Below are 16649 nucleotides of genomic sequence, written 5' to 3' on the forward strand. Positions count from 1 at the left end.
CTGGACCTGTGGCGCGCGCCCACCGACAACGACCGCCTCGGCTGGCACGGCAGCATCGCCGAACGCTGGCGCAAGGCAGGCCTGCACCGCCTAGAGCACAAGGTGCTCGACGTGGCCGTCGGCGAGGACGAGCTCACCGTCGACACCAGGGTGGCCGCGGCGGCGACCGACGCCGCGATGCGCGCGGTCTACCGCTGGCGGTGCTTCGCCGAAGCGCGGGAGCTGCTCTGGTTGTCCGTCGAGGTGACGCCCGAGGGCGAGTGGGACTTCCCGCTGCCGCGGCTGGGTCTCCGTGCCTCGTTGCCGAGATATATTGATGATGTCACCTGGTTCGGTGGCGGGCCCGGCGAGGCCTACGCCGACACCCGCGCCGCCGCCCGCATCGGCCGCCACAGCGCCACCGTCGCCCAAATGCAGACCCCGTACGTCTTCCCGCAGGAGAACGGCTCCCGCACCGACGTCCGCTGGGCGACCCTGAGCGGCGAGGGCCCCGGCCTCACCGTGCACGGCGCCCCGCACTTCGCACTGACCGTGCGGCCGTGGACCTCCGAAGACCTCGACACGGCCGAGCACCCCACAGACCTGGTCGAACGCGACCGGATCTACGTCAACCTCGACGCGGCACTCCAGGGCATCGGCACAGCCTCATGCGGACCGGGCGTACTCCCACAACACCGGCTCACCCCCCGCCCGACCGCGTTCACGGTCGGTTTCGAGGTGTCCGATCGCTAGCCGAGGGCCGCGGCATCACTCCGAACTGGGCGATGCCGCGGCCCGTAATTTAGGCTGAGAGGGACAACAGCCCTGAAGGAAAGGCGTCCCGTGCCGAAGAAGTCGAAGCCCGACGGCGAGAAGCGCCCCACGATCCGGGATGTGGCGGCGCTGGCGGGGGTGTCCGTGCCGACGGTGTCGCGCGTGCTGGCCGGGAACTACCCGGTGGCGCCCGCGACGCGTGCCAAGGTGCTGCGGGCGATGCGCGAGCTCGACTACGTGGTGAACGCGCACGCCCGGGCGCTGGCAGGGGCGACGACGAAGACCGTGGCGTTCGTCGTCGACGACGTGACCGGGCCGTTCTACGCCTTCATCGCGCGCGGGGTGGAGCAGCAGGCGGCCTCGGAGGGGCGGCTGTGCCTGCTGTGCACGACGCACGGCGACCCCGAGCGGGAGCTGGCAGTGGTTGAGTTGATGCGCGAGCAGCACGCCGAGGCCGTCATCGTCGTCGGCGGGGCGTGGGACAGGGAGCAGTACCGCGAGCGGATGCGGTACTTCGCCACGGCGCTCGACAAGTCCGGTTCGCGGCTGGTGCTGTGCGGGCGGCCCTCCTTGGGCGAGAACGTCCCGGCGACAGTGGTCCACTACGACAACGAGGGCGGGGCCTATGCGATGACCTCGCATCTGCTGTCGGTGGGGCACCGGAGGATCGGCTACCTCGGCCGCGCGCTCGGCCTGTCGACCACCGATGAGCGCGTGGCGGGCCTGCGGCGGGCCTACGCCGACTTCGGGGTCGAGTTCGACGAGTCGCTCGTGATGCCCGGCGAGTTCACCAAGGCCAGCGGCTACGAGCTGGCCAAGGAGCTGCTGGCCGGACGCGACGACGTGACGGCGGTGTTCGCGGCCACGGACATGGTCGCCGCCGGAGTGCTGCGGGCCTTGCGGGAGGCGGGTCTGCGCGTCCCCGAGGACATGTCGGTGGTCGGTTTCGACGACATCCCGCTGGCCTCCGATCTCACCCCGGCGTTGACGACCGTCCATGTGCCGCATGAGGAGTTGGGCAAGGAAGCGGTGCGGCTCGGCCTGCGCCGCGCCGACACGGGCGCCGAGCCGGTGGTCCTGGGCACGCACATCGTGGTGCGCGAGTCGGTGGCGCCGCCGAAGCGGCCCGCCGCCTGAGCGGAGGAGCGGGGAGCTCGTGCGAGCCCTGCCGGACCGCCTCGTGGAGACGACGGCGATGATCGTCCCGGACTAGGGTGGTCGATGTGAACCACACCCCCACGGCAGTGCGAGATCGACGGATCGTCTCGGAGATCAACCGGCGCACGGGCGCCGGCTTGACGATGACCGGCCGGTCGCTGTTCGGGAGGCTCGGGGGCGCGGTCTACGCCGAGTGGCCGGACGGGCGACCGGCCGTGGTCACCCGATTCCTGGGTTCGCTCGCCGAGGCGAGGCGGACCGCCGGAGTCCTGGCCCACGTGCGGGACAGTGGTCTGCCGGTGCCGCGGCACGAGTTGGTCGTCCAGCTCGACGACGGCGTGTTCTTCGTGCAAGAGCGGCTGCCGAGCGCGTCGCCGCAGCGGCTGAGCCCCGCGAGAATGGAGGCGATCGTGGGGATCAACGACCGATTCGCGGACGCGCTCGCGGCCCGGCCCGAGGTGCCGGCGCCGCCGCAGTGCAGCCCTCGCGGGGGCGGCTCGGATCCGCGGCACGAGGTCCTGGCCGGCCACGGTCCTCGCAGCCGTCGCGTACTCGAGCAGATCGTTCGCATCACCGAACGGGCGCCTGATGGAATGGTCGGCGCCGACCTGGTCCACGTCGACCTGTCCGGCGCGAACGTCCTCTTCGACGAGAGCGGCGCCGCGACGGGCGTGGTGGACTGGAACCTGGGGGCCTACCGCGGCGATCGGCTTTTCGCCCTCGTCCAGACCCGGTTCGACCGGGAATGGTTCGTGCGGTCGCCCGACGCCGACCCCGTGGAGACCGCGGCGGCGTTCCGTCTGGACGAGATCCTCGCCGAGCGTATCCCTCCGGACACCTTGCGGCTGTACTGGGCGTGGTGGATGCTCCGGCAACTGGCTCGGGCGATTCGCACCGCTTCGCCCGAGGCCGTCGACTGGCATCTCGACTTGGCGGAGTCCCGGCTCGGGTTACGGCTCGGCGACGACCCCGCGCTCAGCCCGATCATGGGGCATGATGGAGCGTCGCGGCGGCCCGGAATCCGTCCGGGCGGTTCGCGGCGGCTCGTCTCGGGAGCGGGACCGCGCCGTTCACGCCGCTCGTCTTCCGGCGGGCCGTCAGCGGGAGTCGTCGCGTGACTTGTCGGTGAACTTGTCCGCGTCCGGCGCGAGTTCGTCGGCCAGCAGTAGCTCGGCGCGGACGCGGCCTTCCCGGTAGGCCGCCCGGCCGACCATGTGGGCCGCCACCGGGGCCGTCGCGAGCTGGAACACCGCGATCAGCACCATCGTCGTGATGTCGATGACCGTCCCGATCCTGATGGCGCAGCCGGTGAGGATCAGCAGCAGTCCGAGCACCTGCGGTTTCGCCGCGGCGTGCATGCGGCTGAGCAGGTCCGGGAAGCGCAGCAGGGCGACCCCGGCGGACAGGCTCAGCACGGCCCCCGCGACCATGCAGACCGCGGCGATCGCGTCGAGGACGCCCGCGACCGTCACGGCTTCTCCCTGGTGATGAAGCGGGAGACGGCGACCGAGCCGGTGAACCCGAGGATCGCCAGGACCACCAGGACCGGCAGCGAGGTCGGGTCCCTGGTGAACGCGGCTTCGGCGGCGATGGCCGAGGCGGTGATCGCCAGCAGGACCTCGGTGGCGACGATCCTGTCCAGCGTGGACGGCCCGCGGACGATCCTGATGAGGGTCAGCGCACCGGCGGCGGTGAGCAGGGCGGCCACGGCGATGGCGGCGACGGTCACGATCGGCGCTCCTTTCGTTCGCTCGGGTCGATGCCGCACCTGCGCAGCTCCTCATCGGAGCCCAGAGCCCGCGCGAGGCGGTCCTCCAGCCGCAGCACGTGCTCCCGGAGCCGCTCCAGGTGCTCCTCGTCCTCGACGCCGAGCATGTGGATGTAGAGGGTCGTGGTCTCGTGGTCGGCCTCGACGATGAGGCTGCCGGGGATCAGCGAGACCGCCTCGGCGACGAGCGTCATGTTCAGGTCCGAGCGGATGCGCAGCGGCACCGCCACGATCGCGCTGGTCGGCCGATGCCCGAAGCGGAAGGCGAGCACGGCGACCTGGACACTGGCGGCCACGAGGTCGGCGATGAACCGCAGCGCGAAGTTGAGCAGGCCGAGCGGGCGCACGCGGCCGTCGAACTCGACCGGCGGGAGCGGGAAGAAGATCACGACGGCCGCCGACACCAGGATGCCGCTGAACAGGTTCGCCCACGTGAACGCGCCCCACAGGAGGTTCCACACCACGGTCAGGGCGATCACGGCCATGACCTGGGTGCGAATGCGGTCGCGCCGGGTCGGCGGATTGGCGGCCCTCATGGCGCACCGTCCGGGAAGACCGCCTCGATGTACGGCGTCCGGGTCAGGAGGTCCTCGGCGGCCTCGGAGGTGAACTCGAACAGCGGACCGGCCACGAAGGTGAGCGCGACGCTGAACGCGACCAGCGCGCACGTGGGGGCCACCATCAGCTTCGGCAGCATCGGCGTGGACTGCTCGGGCTCGGCTTCGGCCTCGGCCTCGTCGCGGGGCACGTCGGGGTGGGGGGCGCGCCAGAACGCCAGGTTCCAGACCCGGCCGATCGCGTACAGCGTCAACAGGCTCGTGAGGACCCCGCCGGCGACGACGACCCACGCGAGCGGCCCGGCGTCGTCCACACCGGCCTGGAGCAGGCCGAGCTTGCCGAGGAAGCCCGAGAACGGCGGTATCCCGGCGAGGTTGAGCGCCGGGACGAAGAACAGGACGGACAGCAGCGGAGCGACCCGGGCCAGGCCGCCGAGCCGTTCGAGGGAGGTCGTGCCGCCGCGCCGCTCCACCAGGCCCGCGGCGAGGAACAGCGCGGTCTGGATCGTGATGTGGTGCGCGATGTAGAAGATCGCGCCGGACAGGCCGGAGACGCTGGTCAGCGCGACTCCGAAGACCATGTACCCGATGTGGCTGATGAGCGTGAAGGACAGCAGACGTTTGATGTCGGACTGCGCGACGGCGCCGAGGATCCCGACGACCATCGTCAGCAGCGCGATCACCATGAGGACGTCGGTGATCCGCCCGTCGGGGAACAGGAGCGTCTCGGTGCGGATGATGGCGTAGACGCCGACCTTCGTCAGCAGGCCGGCGAACACGGCGGTGACGGGCGCGGGCGCGGTCGGGTAGCTGTCGGGCAGCCACGCCGAGAGCGGGAACACCGCGGCCTTGATGCCGAAGGCCAGCAGCAGCATCCCCTGGAGGATCAGGCGCAGGTTGTCCGGCAGCTCGTCGAAGCGGCCCGCGAGCTGGGCCATGTTCAGCGTGCCGGTCGAGGCGTACACCAGCCCGAGGGCGCTGAGAAAGATCACCGAGGACAGCAGACTGACGACGACGTACGTGGTCCCGGCTCTGATGCGGTTCTCGGTGCTGCCGAGGGTGAGCAGCACGTAGCTCGCCACGAGCAGGACCTCGAAGCCGACGTACAGGTTGAACAGGTCGCCCGACAGGAAGGCGTTGGTGACGCCGGCGGTCAGGACGAGGTAGGTCGGGTGGTAGATCGACAGCGGCGTCTCGTCGCTGCCGTCGGCCAGGCCCTGCCCGATCGAGTAGACCAGGACGCACAGCGTCACCGCGGCCGAGACCACCAGCATGAGCGCGGCGAGCTTGTCGGCGACGAGGACGATCCCCAGCGGCGGCGCCCAGCCGCCGACGGCCACGACCTGCGGGCCCTCGACGAACGTCACCGCCAGCAGCGCCGCGGCGACGACGAGCGTGGCCGTCAGCGCGATCACGCTCACCGCGCGCTGGGCGCGCGGGGCGCGCGCCATCATCAGCGTCAGCGCGGCCCCCAGCAGGGGGATGATCACCGGGAGCGGGACGAGGTGGCTCATCGGCCCGCCCGCCCGGGGGCCACGTCGTCGACGGGGGTCGGCGGGTCGTCGGAGTCGTGCTCCTTGGCGTGCGGCCCCTCGTCGCGTTCGGCGAGGTCCATGATGCGGCGGTCCTCCGCGTCGTCCTGCACCTCGTCGTGCCCGAGAAGCTGCCAGCTCCGGTAGGCGAGCGCGAGGAGGAACGCGGTGATTCCGAGCGTGATCACGATGGCGGTCAGGATCATCGCCTGCGGCAGCGAGTCGCTCATGCGGTCCTGGGCGGTCTCGCCGACGATCGGCGGTGTCCCGGGCATGCCGCCCATGAGGATGAGCACGTTGACGCCGTTGCCGAGCAGGATCACGCCGATCAGCACCCGGGTGAGGGTGCGCTCCAGCAGCAGCGACACTCCGGCGCCGAACAGCACGCCGATCACGATCACGTACACCAGGTTCGGGGTCATGCGGCCTCCTTCTCGGGCACGGGCATCGTGCCGGTGCCGCTCTCGGGCTCGTCTCCGGACTCGTGGTGGCGGTCGAGCTCGGCGCCGAGGCTGCGCAGGATGTCCAGGACCAGTCCGATGACGATCAGGTAGACGCCGATGTCGAAGAAGACCGAGGTCACGAAGTGGACGTGCCCGATCAGCGGCAGGTGGAAGTCGAGGACGGCGCTCTGAAGCACCTCGCCGCCCAGCAGCATCGCCGCGGCGCCGGTGCCGACCGAGATGAGCAGGCCGGTGCCGAGGAGCCGCCCGGCGTCGACGGGGGCGGCGGCGTTGAGCTCGGCGCGTCCGCCGGCCAGGTAGCGGACCGCCAGCGCCAGCCCCGCCACGAGTCCCCCGGCGAAGCCGCCTCCGGGGTCGTTGTGCCCGGTGAACAGCAGGTAGATCGAGAACAGGACGATGGTGTGGAACAGCAGGCGCGTCACGACCTGGAGGATGATCGCCTGGCGGCTGCCCTCCGGTTCGGGCCGGGCGAGCCAGCGGACGTGCTCACCGGTCTTCGGCGGCGCGGGGCGGGAGCCGCCGCGGCGCAGCAGCGCCCGGTCGCGTCCGAAGATCAGGCTCGCCACGCCGGTGGCGGCGACCAGGAGCACCGCGATCTCCCCCATCGTGTCCCAAGCGCGGATGTCGACCAGGATCACGTTGACGATGTTCTCGCCGCCGCCGTAGGAGACGGCCAGGTCGGGGAAGAGCGTCGAGACGGGCTCGTCCTGCCGGGCGCCGACCGCCACGTAGGCCATGCCCGCGGCGACGACGCCGACCGCTATGCCGATGGCGACGCGGAAGCGCCGCACCTTCTTCAGGGGCCGCTCCGAGAACCGGGCCGGCAGGCGGCGCAGCACCAGCACGAACATGACCATGGTGACGGTCTCGACGAGGAACTGGGTGAGCGCCAGGTCGGGGGCGCCGTGGAGGACGAACAGCGCGGCCACGCCGTAGCCGGAGACGCCGGCGAGGATCATCGCGGTGAGGCGCCGCCGGGCGAGCGCGGCCGAGACGACCGCGGCGACGATGGCGCCGCCCGCCGCCAGCTGGAGCGGGGTGTCGAACAGGCGCGCCTCGAGCGGCCAGGGGCCGCCGGCGATCAACAGGCCCCCGCCGAGCGCGACGAGGGCGATGAGGATGACGCCGAGGTAGAACGGCAGGGAACCGCGCTGGGTGCCGCCGGTCAGCTCGACCGCCAGCCGGTCGACGCCGCCGATGGCGCGTCGGTACACCTCCTTGGCGGTCAAGGGCATCCGCACCGACTTCCACGCCTCGGTCCGGTTGGTCGCCAGGTAGATCAGGAGGCCCGCGGCGAAGACCGCCGCGGACATGGCGAGGGCGGGCGTGAGGCCGTGCCACAGTGCCAGGTGGTAGATGTGGCCGGTGCCGGGGTAGCGGCCGGCGTAGACCGACAGGATGCCGTCGGGGCCGGCGGCGAGCCCGGCCGTGAGGCCCGCGGCGAGCCCGGCGAGCGCCAGCAGCGCCGCCGGGGAGAGGAATCCGAGGCCGACCCGCTCGGCGGGGCTGTCGTCCAGGCCGGGCTTCCGGGCGAAGGCGCCCCACAGGAAGCGCAGCCCGTAGGCGACGGTCAGCGCGGACCCGGCGATGAGGCACACCAGCATCACCCGGTACCAGGCGTCGCCCTCCCAGAACGCCTCCAGCATCGCCTCTTTGGCGACGAAGCCGAAGGTCGGCGGCAGGCCGATCATCGAGGCGACGGCGAGGACGGCGACGGCGGCCAAGGCGGGCCTGCGGGCGCCGAGCCCGCTGAGCGAGTGGATCTGGCGGGTGCCGGTCGACTTGTCGACGATGCCGACCACGAGGAACAGCGTGGCCTTGAACAGGGCGTGGGCGGCCAGGAGGGCGGCCCCGGCGAGCGCGGCGGTACGGGTGCCGCCCGCGAGCACGATGCCGATCATGCCCAGTTGGCTGACCGTCCCGTAGGCGAGCATGAGCTTCAGGTCCGTCTGGCGCAGCGCCGTCCACCCTCCGAAGAGGAACGCGAGCGCGCCGCAGACCCAGATGATCTGCTGCCACGGCGAGTCCGAGGCGAACACGGGGGTGAGCACGCCGATCAGGAAGACGCCGGCCTTGACCATGGCGGCGGCGTGGAGATAGGCGCTGACCGGCGTCGGCGCGGCCATGGCGGCGGGCAGCCAGAAGCTGAACGGGAAGAGGGCCGACTTCGACAGGGCGCCCAGGAGGATCAGGACGAGGGCGACCACCAGGTAGGCGCCGCCGGGCAGGTGGTCGACCACCGTCGACAGGCGGTAGGAGTCGGCGTGCTGGCCGAGCATGATGAAGCCCACGAGCATCGCCAGGCCGCCGAAGGTGGTCACCATGAGCGCCTGCATCGCCGCCCAGCGGCTCGCGCGCCTGGTCGGGTCGTGGCCGATCAGGAGGTAGGAGAAGACGGTGGTCAGCTCCCAGAAGACGTAGAGCAGGAGCAGGTCGTCGGCGACGACCAGGCCGAACATGGCGCCGGCGAAGGCGAGGAAGACGGCGGCGAACCGGCCCAGCCCCCATTCGTCGGCCGCGAAGTAGTGGGCGCTGTAGGCGAGCACGAGGGCGCCGACGCCGCTGACGAGGAGCACCATGACCCATGGGAAGGCGGTCATGCGGAACGCGAGCTCCTGGCCGAGCTGCGGCACCCACGGGTAGGTCTCGGTCACCGCGGCGCCCGAGCGGATCGTGCCGGTGTGCGTCAGCGCCCAGGCGAAGGTCGCCGCCGGAACGAGCGCGACCGCGTACATCGCTTTGCGTCCCCACCAGCGCACGAGGGCAGGGGCGAGCACCGAAACCGCGGCATAGCCGGCAAGCAGCCCGAGCAAACGACCCCCAAGGAAATGATCACGCCGATCTGGCACTCAGACTATCCGTTCCGAGACCGTCACCGCCAAACTCGGCGCCCCGGACTTTCGAGCGTCTACTGAGTCCGATCCGATATGGTGCGGGTCCGTCCGCGCAGCGGACAGTGATGCTCGTCGCCGCTCCGGCCGGGTCCCGTCACGCGGACAAGGCGGGTGCGGAACGTCGCCTCGGTGAGCGAGAATGCCTCCATGCGAGAACCCTCTTCCCCCGTCTTCGCGATCCGGCCGGTGAGCGAGGCCGAGCACGCGGTGCTCGGCGACATGATCGTGAGCGCCTATCTCAAGGACGGCTTCCTGCGCGGCGCGGACGATCCGTACGCCGCCTTCCTGCGGGACGTCGGCTCACGCGTCGTCGGGGGCGCCGAGGTGCTCGTGGCCGCCGACGGCGACCGGGTGCTCGGCGGCGTGACGCTGGTGCCGCCCGGCAGCCCCCTGGCCGAGCTCGCCGGGGCCGGGGAGGCCGAGATCCGCGCGCTCGCGGTCGATCCGGCGGGGCGGACGCGCGGGGTCGGCACGGCGCTCGCCACGGCCTGCGTCGAACGCGCCCGGCGGGCCGAGGCAAAGCGCGTCGTCCTGTGCAGCCAGCGGGAGATGAAGGCGGCGCACCGGATCTACGAGCGGCTCGGCTTCGAGCGCGCGCCGCGGCTCGACTGGAGGCCGCTGCCGGACGTGCTGCTGTGGGGGTACGCGCTCGAACTCTAGGCGAGCCCGGCGATGAAGCGGCGGTAGTCGCCGAAGGCCCGCTCGATCTCGGCGTCGGTGATGCCGTAGCGGGACAGCTCGTAGTGGTGGCCGCTGCCGCCGGGCCGGTCGAGGAGCCCTTCGAGGCTGCGCCGCTCCTCCTCGCCCCAGGTGGCGCCGAGGCGTTCGAACAGCTCGGGCAGCCGCCTGCCGGGCGCCTCGGTCAGGTGCCGGTGGGGCACGTCGACGAGGGTGTCCTCGGGCAGCTCCCGGCGGGCGGCGAAGGCCCGGCCGACGCCGGTGGCGAGCACCCCGAGCCAGGTCCGGCCGATCTGGTGCGGGTCGACGCGGTGCATGTGCACGGACATGCTGGTCTCGGCCAGGGAGCACATGGAGCCCAGGACCGCGGCCGGGTCGCGGTGGGTCCACACCACCTGCGCGTCGGGGAAGACCTTGAGCAGCACGTCGAGGTTCCACAGGTGCGCCGGGGACTTGAGGACCCAGCGGCGGCGTTCGCGCCCGTGCTGGAGGACCTGGAGGGCCTGCTTGAGGTACTGGTAGTCGGGCGTGTAGTCGCGGTCGAGCATCCACTGCTCGTAGCGGGGCATGTGGGCGCGCACGAGGTAGAGCAGGCCGTGGGGCAGCACGAACACGCACTCCTCGGGGTGCTCGGCGCCGAGCAGGTGGATGTGGCGCATGATCGGCGCGGCCTTGACCGCGCCCTCGGCCACCCGGGCGGCCCGCTTGATGTACTCGGCTCTGGTCTCCTCCGGGATGTCGCCGAGGTCGGTGTGCAGGAGCTCCCACATCAGCGGGGCGCGGTGCGCGGCGGGCGAGGCGAGGACGTGGTGGGTGACGGTGGTGCCGGTGCGGGGCATGCCGACGACGACGATGGGGCGCTCGATCGGCTCGTCGGCGATCTCGGGGTGGCGGGCGTGGAGCCTGCGGATGCGGAAGCGGTTCTCCAGCCGGGTGGTGACGTCCCCGACGGTGCCCGCCCAGCCGCTGGGGGTGAGCCCGTCGACCTCGGCGAAGCAGCCGAGGAGGAAGCGCATCTCCTCGATGAAGCGCTCGTCGCCCGAGGCGGTGCCGTCGGTCTTCGCCTCGGCCGTGCGGACGGCCCGCTCGACGACCTTGTCGACCTTGCCCCGCCGGCCCGCGACGGTGGGGGCGAGCACGGTGTTGACGGCCTTGAGCCAAGGGGCGACTCGGTGCATTGCGGCTTCTCCTTTGGCGGGCCTTAACGGTGAAGCCAGCTTACATTTGAACGCCCCAATATGGAACCTCTTGCGGGCCAAGGCGTTCACCCCGCCTCGGCCCCTCCGGACTCGTCTTCGAACGGCAGGGCGGCGGCGAGCTGCGGGGCGAGCTCCGCGGCGAAGCGCGAGGACAGGTGGTTGTCGTCGCGGTAGACCAGGAGGTTGCCCACCACGACGGGGCACTTGCCCTCTTCGGTGTCGCAGATCCACGGGACCGGGTCGATCACCTGCGCCCCGGCCTCCTCGACCGCCTCCATGGCCCGCTCCCGGCGTTCGGGGAAGAGCACGGCGTCGTCGAGGTCGTTGACGCACTCGGTGGCGTCCTCCGGATGCTGGGAGAGGCAGTCGGGCACGTTGCCCACGCCCCAGGCGGTGTCGGCCATGACGTAGACCTCGCCGGCGGCCTCGGTGAGCCGCTCGGTGGTCTCGGTCCAGCCGTCGACCCACGCCTGGTCGGGGTCGTCCTCGAGCAGCTCCTTGTTGTCCGAGGTGGATGCGAAGACGAGGTCGGGGGCGATGTCGTCGATCTCGTCGAGCGCGTTCTCGCGCCACTCGGTGCACTCGGTGTACTCGCGGCCGCGCTCGGAGTTGTACTCCTCGACCTCGGGCACGGCGCACGCGGCCTTGGAGAGGACGAGCATCTTCCAGCCCGAGACCTCCGCCAGCTGGTTGAGCGGCGGGAACCACTGGACCGCGTGGGAGTCGCCGAAGACCACCATGGTCTTGTCGCCGTCGGGGTCGCCGTACCAGCAGTCCTCGGCCAGCTCGGTGGGCTCCTGCATGGTCACGCAGCCGTCGGCGTAGGGCAGCGGCTTGTCCTCGCGGGCGTTGTCGAGCGGCGGCGTCAGGTTGGCCGGCACATCCCCCACGTCGGAGGAGTCGTCGATGAGCTGCCACACGGTCAGGTCGTCGCCGGTGACCTCGGCGGCCGTCTCCGCGTCCTGGTTCTGGACGGGCTGGGTGACGGCGATGAACGAGGCCGCCAGCGCGCACACCATGAGCCCGCCGCCCATGGCGAGGGCGCGCGAGGGCACCTGCACCAGCGGCCTGCGGGTCCGGATCGGGTTCTCGACCAGGTGGTAGGTGGCGACGGCGAGGATGAACGCGACGACCATCAGCATCAGGAGGTGGCGCACGCGCGGGTCGTCGAGGCCGAGCACGACCGGGCCGATCATGATGAGCGGCCAGTGCCACAGGTACAGGCCGTAGGAGATCTTGCCGACGTACTGGGCGGGCGCGATGCCGAGCAGCACCGTCGCGCCGCCGCGGTGGGGGACGCATCCGGCGGCGATGACCAGGGCGGCGCCCGCGACGGGGAGGGCGGCGGCGTAGCCGGGGAAGATCGTGCGCTCGTCGAGGACGAACACGGAGGCGACGACGAGGGCCAGGCCCGCCCAGGAGGCGAGCGCGGCGAGCGGCGCGGGGACGCGCCGGAGGCGGGCCGCGCCGAGGGCGATGAGCGCGCCGACGGCGAGTTCCCAGGCGCGCGTGTGGATGCCGAAGTAGGACCAGACGGGGTCGTCGATGGTCTGGGTGGCGCTCAGGTAGAACGAGCCGGCGGCGACGGCGGCCAGGAACGCGGCTATGACCACGGTGCGGACGGCACCGCGGTTCGGGCGGGCCTGGAACCTGCCGGGCTTGCCGAACTTGGCGCCGAGCAGGGCGATGGCCAGCAGGATCAGCGGCCACGCGAGGTAGAACTGCTCTTCGACCGCGAGCGACCAGAAGTGCTGCAGCGGTGAGGGCTCGACGTCCGCGTTGAGGTAGTCGGTGCCCTCGGCGGCCAGGCGGATGTTGACGACGTTGAGCGCGGCGGCGGCGGTGTCGGCGGCGATCTCGCCGAGTCTGGTGCGCGGCAGCCAGATCCAGGCGGCCGTGAGCGTCGCCAGCAGGACGACCGCGGCGGCGGGCAGGAGCCGCACGGCACGGCGGGCGTAGAAGCCCGCCAGGGAGATGCGGCCGGTGCGGTCGATCTCGCGCAGCAGCAGCGAGGTGATCAGGAAGCCGGAGATCACGAAGAACACGTCGACGCCGATGAAGCCGCCCGCCATGTAGGGGAAGCCGATGTGCGCGGCGATGACGACGCCCACGGCCACGGCCCGCATGCCCTCGATGTCGGGGCGCCAGTGGCTCGGCCGTTCCTTCGCGGCCGGTTCCTCGGCGGCCTCGCCGTCGTTCTGCGGTTGTGTCGTCGCTCGTGGTGCGTTGGTCAGACGCATGTATATAGGTCTCCGAACGGTTCACCGGGCAGGGTTTCCCAGTCGGGCATCACTGGGCTGACAATCGGGGGATCGATACCGGGCGCGGTTGGTGACCATACCATTTTCAACCCATTGGTAACGAGCGGATCGGAGATCGTGGTATTCATCTCATTTGCACGCCTATGCGATCGCGCCGACCGCTGCGCGGCCGGCGGTCCTCGTCAGTCGGCGTCGTAAGGAAGGAGCGGCGGCCGTATGCCGAAGGAACCGTCCCGGCGCCGTCAATCCACGTCGTAGGGGAGGATCTTGAACGCGTCGAACCCGGCGGTCAGCGGCTTGATCGCCCTGAAGTCGCGCTGGTCGAGGGTGAAGATCTCGTTCGTGCCATACCGATGAGCCAGGGCTACGCCGATGGTGTCCGCGAGGTCCAGCTCCAGACCGGCGTATTCACCCCGAACCTCATAGGCAGTTTCGAAATCGTCGACGTCTACCTTGGCAAGGCTGTAGAAGCCGCTTTTGAAGCGGCTCAGCATCGTCTCGAGCACCGCCGTCGCGAAGCCGAACCCCCTTTCCCTCCTTGTGAGGTAATCAAGTTCGGTGAGCACCAACGGGGAGATCAGCAGCGTCCTGGTGTCCACGACGCGCGCGGCCGCCTCGTGCACCTGGTCGTTCTCGTCAAAGGCGGCCAGGAGCCCGGAAGTGTCGGCGACCACGATCACCGCTTGGACACCCGCCGCTTCATGCTCTGGTAGATCGCCTCGTCCATCTCCTCGACAGTCATGGGCTTCATGCTCTTGAACGTGGGAAACGGCTTCGGACGCTCCTCTCGCCGGGCTTCCTCGATGCCCTTGGCCAGGTAGCGCCGAATGAGCTCGGCCTTGGTCACTCCGGTGGAGCGAGCGATCGCCGCGAGGCGAAGCTCCATCTCCTCATCGAGGTAAACCGTGTTTTTGCGTCTCATGAGTGAATGGTACCACCCATAGGCATCGCATAGGTGGTACCAGCCTTCAAACGGCGAGAGGGGGCGGCCCGCCTGCGGCGGGCCGCCCCCTCTCGCTGATCGGCTGCTCGGTCTACGGCACGCCCGGCGGCATCTCCGGGGTCTCGCGCAGCAGGCCCTCCTGGGTGGCCGAGGCGATGTGGAGGCCGTCGCGGTCGAAGAAGCGGCCCTGGGCCAGGCCGCGGCCGCCGGAAGCCGTCGGCGACTCGGCGTCGTACAGGATCCACTCGTCGGCGCGGAAGGGCCGGTGGAACCACAGCGCGTGGTCCAGGCTCGTCCCCAGGTAGCCGCCGGGGCCCCACACCGCGCCGTGGCGGCTCAGCACCGAGTCCAGCAGCGTCAGGTCCGAGGCGTAGGTCAGCACGCACACGTGGATGAGCGGGTCGTCGGGCAGTTTCCCGTCGGCCTTCATCCACACCCGCTGCCTGGGCTCGGCCGGGCGCTCACCGGAGCGGAAGTAGCCCGATCCGCCCAGGTAGCGCACGTCGATCGGGCGCGGGATGCGCGCCCACATGCTCAGGCGGTCCGGGTCGGCCTTGAGGCGCTCGGCGATCGTCGGCACGGCCTCGGGGGCCGGCAGGCCCTCGGGTGCGCCGTCGCCGTGCTCCAGGCCGTCCTCGCCGGTGTGGAAGGACGCCGACATGAAGAAGATCGTGCGCCCGCCCTGGAGGGCCACCGTGCGGCGGACCGAGAAGGAGCGGCCGTCGCGGATGTTCTCCACCTGGTAGAGGATCGGCTTCGAAGAGTCCCCCGGCCGCACGAAGTAGCCGTGCAGGGAGTGGACGCGCCGCTCGGGGGCGACGGTGCGTCCGGCGGCGACGAGCGCCTGCCCGGCCACCTGGCCGCCGAAGACGCGCTGAAGGCCGACCTCGGCCCGCGGCCCGCGGTACAGGCCGGTGTCGATCTGTTCGAGGTCGAGGACGCCGAGGAGCGAGTCCACGGCGTCCTGGCCGACGAGTACCTCGCCCACTACGAGCCGATCTGGTGGACCCGGACGGTGTTGGTCGAGCCCGGCGTGCCGGCCGGGGTGCCCGCCACGATGACGACCAGGTCGCCGGGGGCGGCCAGTCCGTGCTCCTGCATGGTCTTGTCGACCAGCTGGAACATGGCGTCGGTGTGGTCGACGTGCTCGACGAGGTAGGACTCGGTGCCCCACGACAGCGCCATCTGGTTGCGCACCGACTCGATCGAGGTCATGCCCACGATCGGCAGGTTCGGCTTGAGGCGGGCCAGGCGCTTGACGGTGTCGCCGGTCTGCGTGAACGCCGCGAGGGCCTTCGCGCCGATCGAGTCGGCGATCTGGGCGGCGGCGGCGGTGATGGCACCGGGCTTGGTCTTCGGGTCGTGCTCCATGTGGACGACGCCGATGGGGCCGCTCTCGGTGGTCTCGACGATCTTGGCCATCGTGCGGACGGTCCCGATCGGGTACTTGCCGACCGAGGTCTCGCCGGAGAGCATGACCGCGTCGGTGCCGTCGAGGACGGCGTTGGCGACGTCGGAGACCTCGGCGCGGGTGGGCCGGGCGTTCTCGATCATCGAGTCGAGCATCTGGGTGGCGACGATGACCGGCTTGGCGTTCTCGCGGCAGAGGCGGACGATCTCCTTCTGCACGATCGGCACCTCGTCGAGGGGCATCTCGACGCCCAGGTCGCCGCGGGCGACCATGACGCCGTCGAAGGCGCGCACGACCTCCTCGAGGCGGTCAACGGCCTCGGGCTTCTCGACCTTGGCGATGATCGGGCGCCGCACGCCGACCTCGTCCATGACCTTGTGGCCGAGGCGGACGTCGTCGGGGTGGCGCACGAACGACATGGCGATGAGGTCCACGCCCAGGTTGAGCGCGAACTTCATGTCGGAGATGTCCTTCTCCGAGAGGGCGGGCACGGAGATGGCCACGTTCGGCAGGGACAGGCCCTTGTGGTTCGAGACGGGGCCGCCCTCGACGACGAGGCATTCGACGTCGGTCTCGTCGGCGCCGAGGACCTCCAGGGCCAGCTTGCCGTCGTCGACCAGGAGCCGGTCGCCCTTGGTGACCTCGCCGGGGAGCTTCTTGTAGGTGCACGAGACGCGGTCGTGGGTGCCCTCGACGTCCTCGGAGGTGATGCGGACGCGGTCGCCGGCGTCCCATTGCTCGGAACCGGTCTCGAAGGTGCCGAGGCGGATCTTGGGGCCCTGCATGTCGGCCAGGATGGCGACGGGCTTGCCGGCGGCCTCGGCCGCCTCGCGGACCATTTGATAGACGGCCTCGTGATCGGACTGAGTGCCGTGGCTGAAGTTCATTCGGGCGACGTTCATACCGGCGTCGATCAGGCCGGCCATGCGATCGGGCGTGGCCGTCGCGGGCCCGATGGTGCAGACGATTTTTGCTCTACGAGTCACCTTGCGAGCTTATATCGGACGCCGATTCGCACTCGCGAGGTCACC

At 71.0% G+C, this 16649-nt stretch carries 16 protein-coding genes; 4 read left to right on the plus strand and 12 right to left on the minus strand.

All coding sequences use genetic code 11. The annotated features are described in order from the left end of the window. The 3 genes from YWW_RS32250 to YWW_RS0122050 form a co-directional block, all read left to right on the plus strand. Positions 1-732 (plus strand): beta-galactosidase small subunit (locus YWW_RS32250; RefSeq protein WP_035704894.1); only part of this gene is annotated, 732 nt, incomplete at its 5' end. Between the two features lie 90 nt (positions 733-822). Next, positions 823-1890 carry a LacI family DNA-binding transcriptional regulator gene (locus YWW_RS0122045; protein ID WP_026931809.1) on the plus strand — a complete coding sequence of 356 codons (1068 nt, stop codon included), beginning with the start codon at positions 823-825 and terminating at the stop codon, positions 1888-1890. Positions 1891-1976: 86 nt separating this feature from the next. Beyond that, positions 1977-3029 carry a phosphotransferase gene (locus YWW_RS0122050; RefSeq protein ID WP_155830330.1) on the plus strand — a complete coding sequence of 351 codons (1053 nt, stop codon included), beginning with the start codon at positions 1977-1979 and terminating at the stop codon, positions 3027-3029. Here the strand turns inward: YWW_RS0122050 and mnhG are convergent. The 6 genes from mnhG to YWW_RS0122080 are packed head-to-tail and all read right to left on the minus strand — an operon-like array spanning position 3009 to position 9045. Beyond that, positions 3009-3383, minus strand: a complete 375-nt coding sequence (gene mnhG / locus YWW_RS0122055) for a monovalent cation/H(+) antiporter subunit G (protein ID WP_026931811.1) — start codon at positions 3381-3383, stop codon at positions 3009-3011. The two genes, YWW_RS0122050 and mnhG, sit on opposite strands and share 21 nt — an antisense overlap. Continuing rightward, positions 3380-3640 (minus strand): MrpF/PhaF family protein, encoded by a 261-nt coding sequence (locus YWW_RS0122060; protein ID WP_026931812.1) that lies wholly within the window; start codon positions 3638-3640, stop codon positions 3380-3382. The genes mnhG and YWW_RS0122060 overlap by 4 nt, the downstream gene beginning before the upstream one ends. Further along, positions 3637-4215: a Na+/H+ antiporter subunit E gene (locus YWW_RS0122065; protein WP_026931813.1), complete on the minus strand. Its 579-nt coding sequence runs from the start codon at positions 4213-4215 to the stop codon at positions 3637-3639. The genes YWW_RS0122060 and YWW_RS0122065 overlap by 4 nt, the downstream gene beginning before the upstream one ends. After that, on the minus strand, positions 4212-5750 hold the full coding sequence (locus tag YWW_RS0122070; protein WP_026931814.1) for a Na+/H+ antiporter subunit D: 1539 nt from the start codon (positions 5748-5750) through the stop codon (positions 4212-4214). Before YWW_RS0122070 ends, YWW_RS0122065 begins: the two co-directional genes overlap by 4 nt. Then, complete coding sequence (locus tag YWW_RS0122075) at positions 5747-6190, minus strand: Na(+)/H(+) antiporter subunit C (RefSeq protein WP_026931815.1); 444 nt, start codon at positions 6188-6190, stop codon at positions 5747-5749. Before YWW_RS0122075 ends, YWW_RS0122070 begins: the two co-directional genes overlap by 4 nt. Next, positions 6187-9045, minus strand: a complete 2859-nt coding sequence (locus YWW_RS0122080) for a Na+/H+ antiporter subunit A (protein WP_026931816.1) — start codon at positions 9043-9045, stop codon at positions 6187-6189. Before YWW_RS0122080 ends, YWW_RS0122075 begins: the two co-directional genes overlap by 4 nt. A gap of 228 nt (positions 9046-9273) precedes the next feature. Between YWW_RS0122080 and YWW_RS0122085 the strand changes: the two genes are divergently transcribed. After that, complete coding sequence (locus tag YWW_RS0122085; RefSeq protein ID WP_035699077.1) at positions 9274-9786, plus strand: GNAT family N-acetyltransferase; 513 nt, start codon at positions 9274-9276, stop codon at positions 9784-9786. Here the strand turns inward: YWW_RS0122085 and YWW_RS0122090 are convergent. The 6 genes from YWW_RS0122090 to pyk form a co-directional block, all read right to left on the minus strand. Then, on the minus strand, positions 9783-10982 hold the full coding sequence (locus YWW_RS0122090) for a sulfotransferase family protein (RefSeq protein ID WP_026931818.1): 1200 nt from the start codon (positions 10980-10982) through the stop codon (positions 9783-9785). The genes YWW_RS0122085 and YWW_RS0122090 overlap by 4 nt on opposite strands. A gap of 86 nt (positions 10983-11068) precedes the next feature. Next, positions 11069-13243, minus strand: coding sequence for an acyltransferase family protein (locus YWW_RS32255; protein WP_051326177.1), 2175 nt, complete (start codon positions 13241-13243; stop codon positions 11069-11071). A 263-nt stretch (positions 13244-13506) separates the two neighbouring features. After that, complete coding sequence (locus YWW_RS0122100; RefSeq protein WP_211228658.1) at positions 13507-13938, minus strand: type II toxin-antitoxin system VapC family toxin; 432 nt, start codon at positions 13936-13938, stop codon at positions 13507-13509. 2 nt (positions 13939-13940) lie between these two features. After that, positions 13941-14186, minus strand: a complete 246-nt coding sequence (locus YWW_RS0122105) for a ribbon-helix-helix protein, CopG family (protein WP_081687672.1) — start codon at positions 14184-14186, stop codon at positions 13941-13943. A gap of 112 nt (positions 14187-14298) precedes the next feature. Beyond that, positions 14299-15195 carry an acyl-CoA thioesterase gene (locus YWW_RS0122110; RefSeq protein WP_026931821.1) on the minus strand — a complete coding sequence of 299 codons (897 nt, stop codon included), beginning with the start codon at positions 15193-15195 and terminating at the stop codon, positions 14299-14301. Then, positions 15195-16604, minus strand: coding sequence for a pyruvate kinase (gene pyk / locus YWW_RS0122115; RefSeq protein WP_081687673.1), 1410 nt, complete (start codon positions 16602-16604; stop codon positions 15195-15197). The genes YWW_RS0122110 and pyk overlap by 1 nt, the downstream gene beginning before the upstream one ends. Positions 16605-16649: the final 45 nt, after the last annotated feature.

It is taken from the genome of Glycomyces tenuis DSM 44171, from assembly GCF_000427885.1.
GTDB classification, from domain to species: Bacteria; Actinomycetota; Actinomycetes; order Mycobacteriales; family Micromonosporaceae; genus Glycomyces; species Glycomyces tenuis.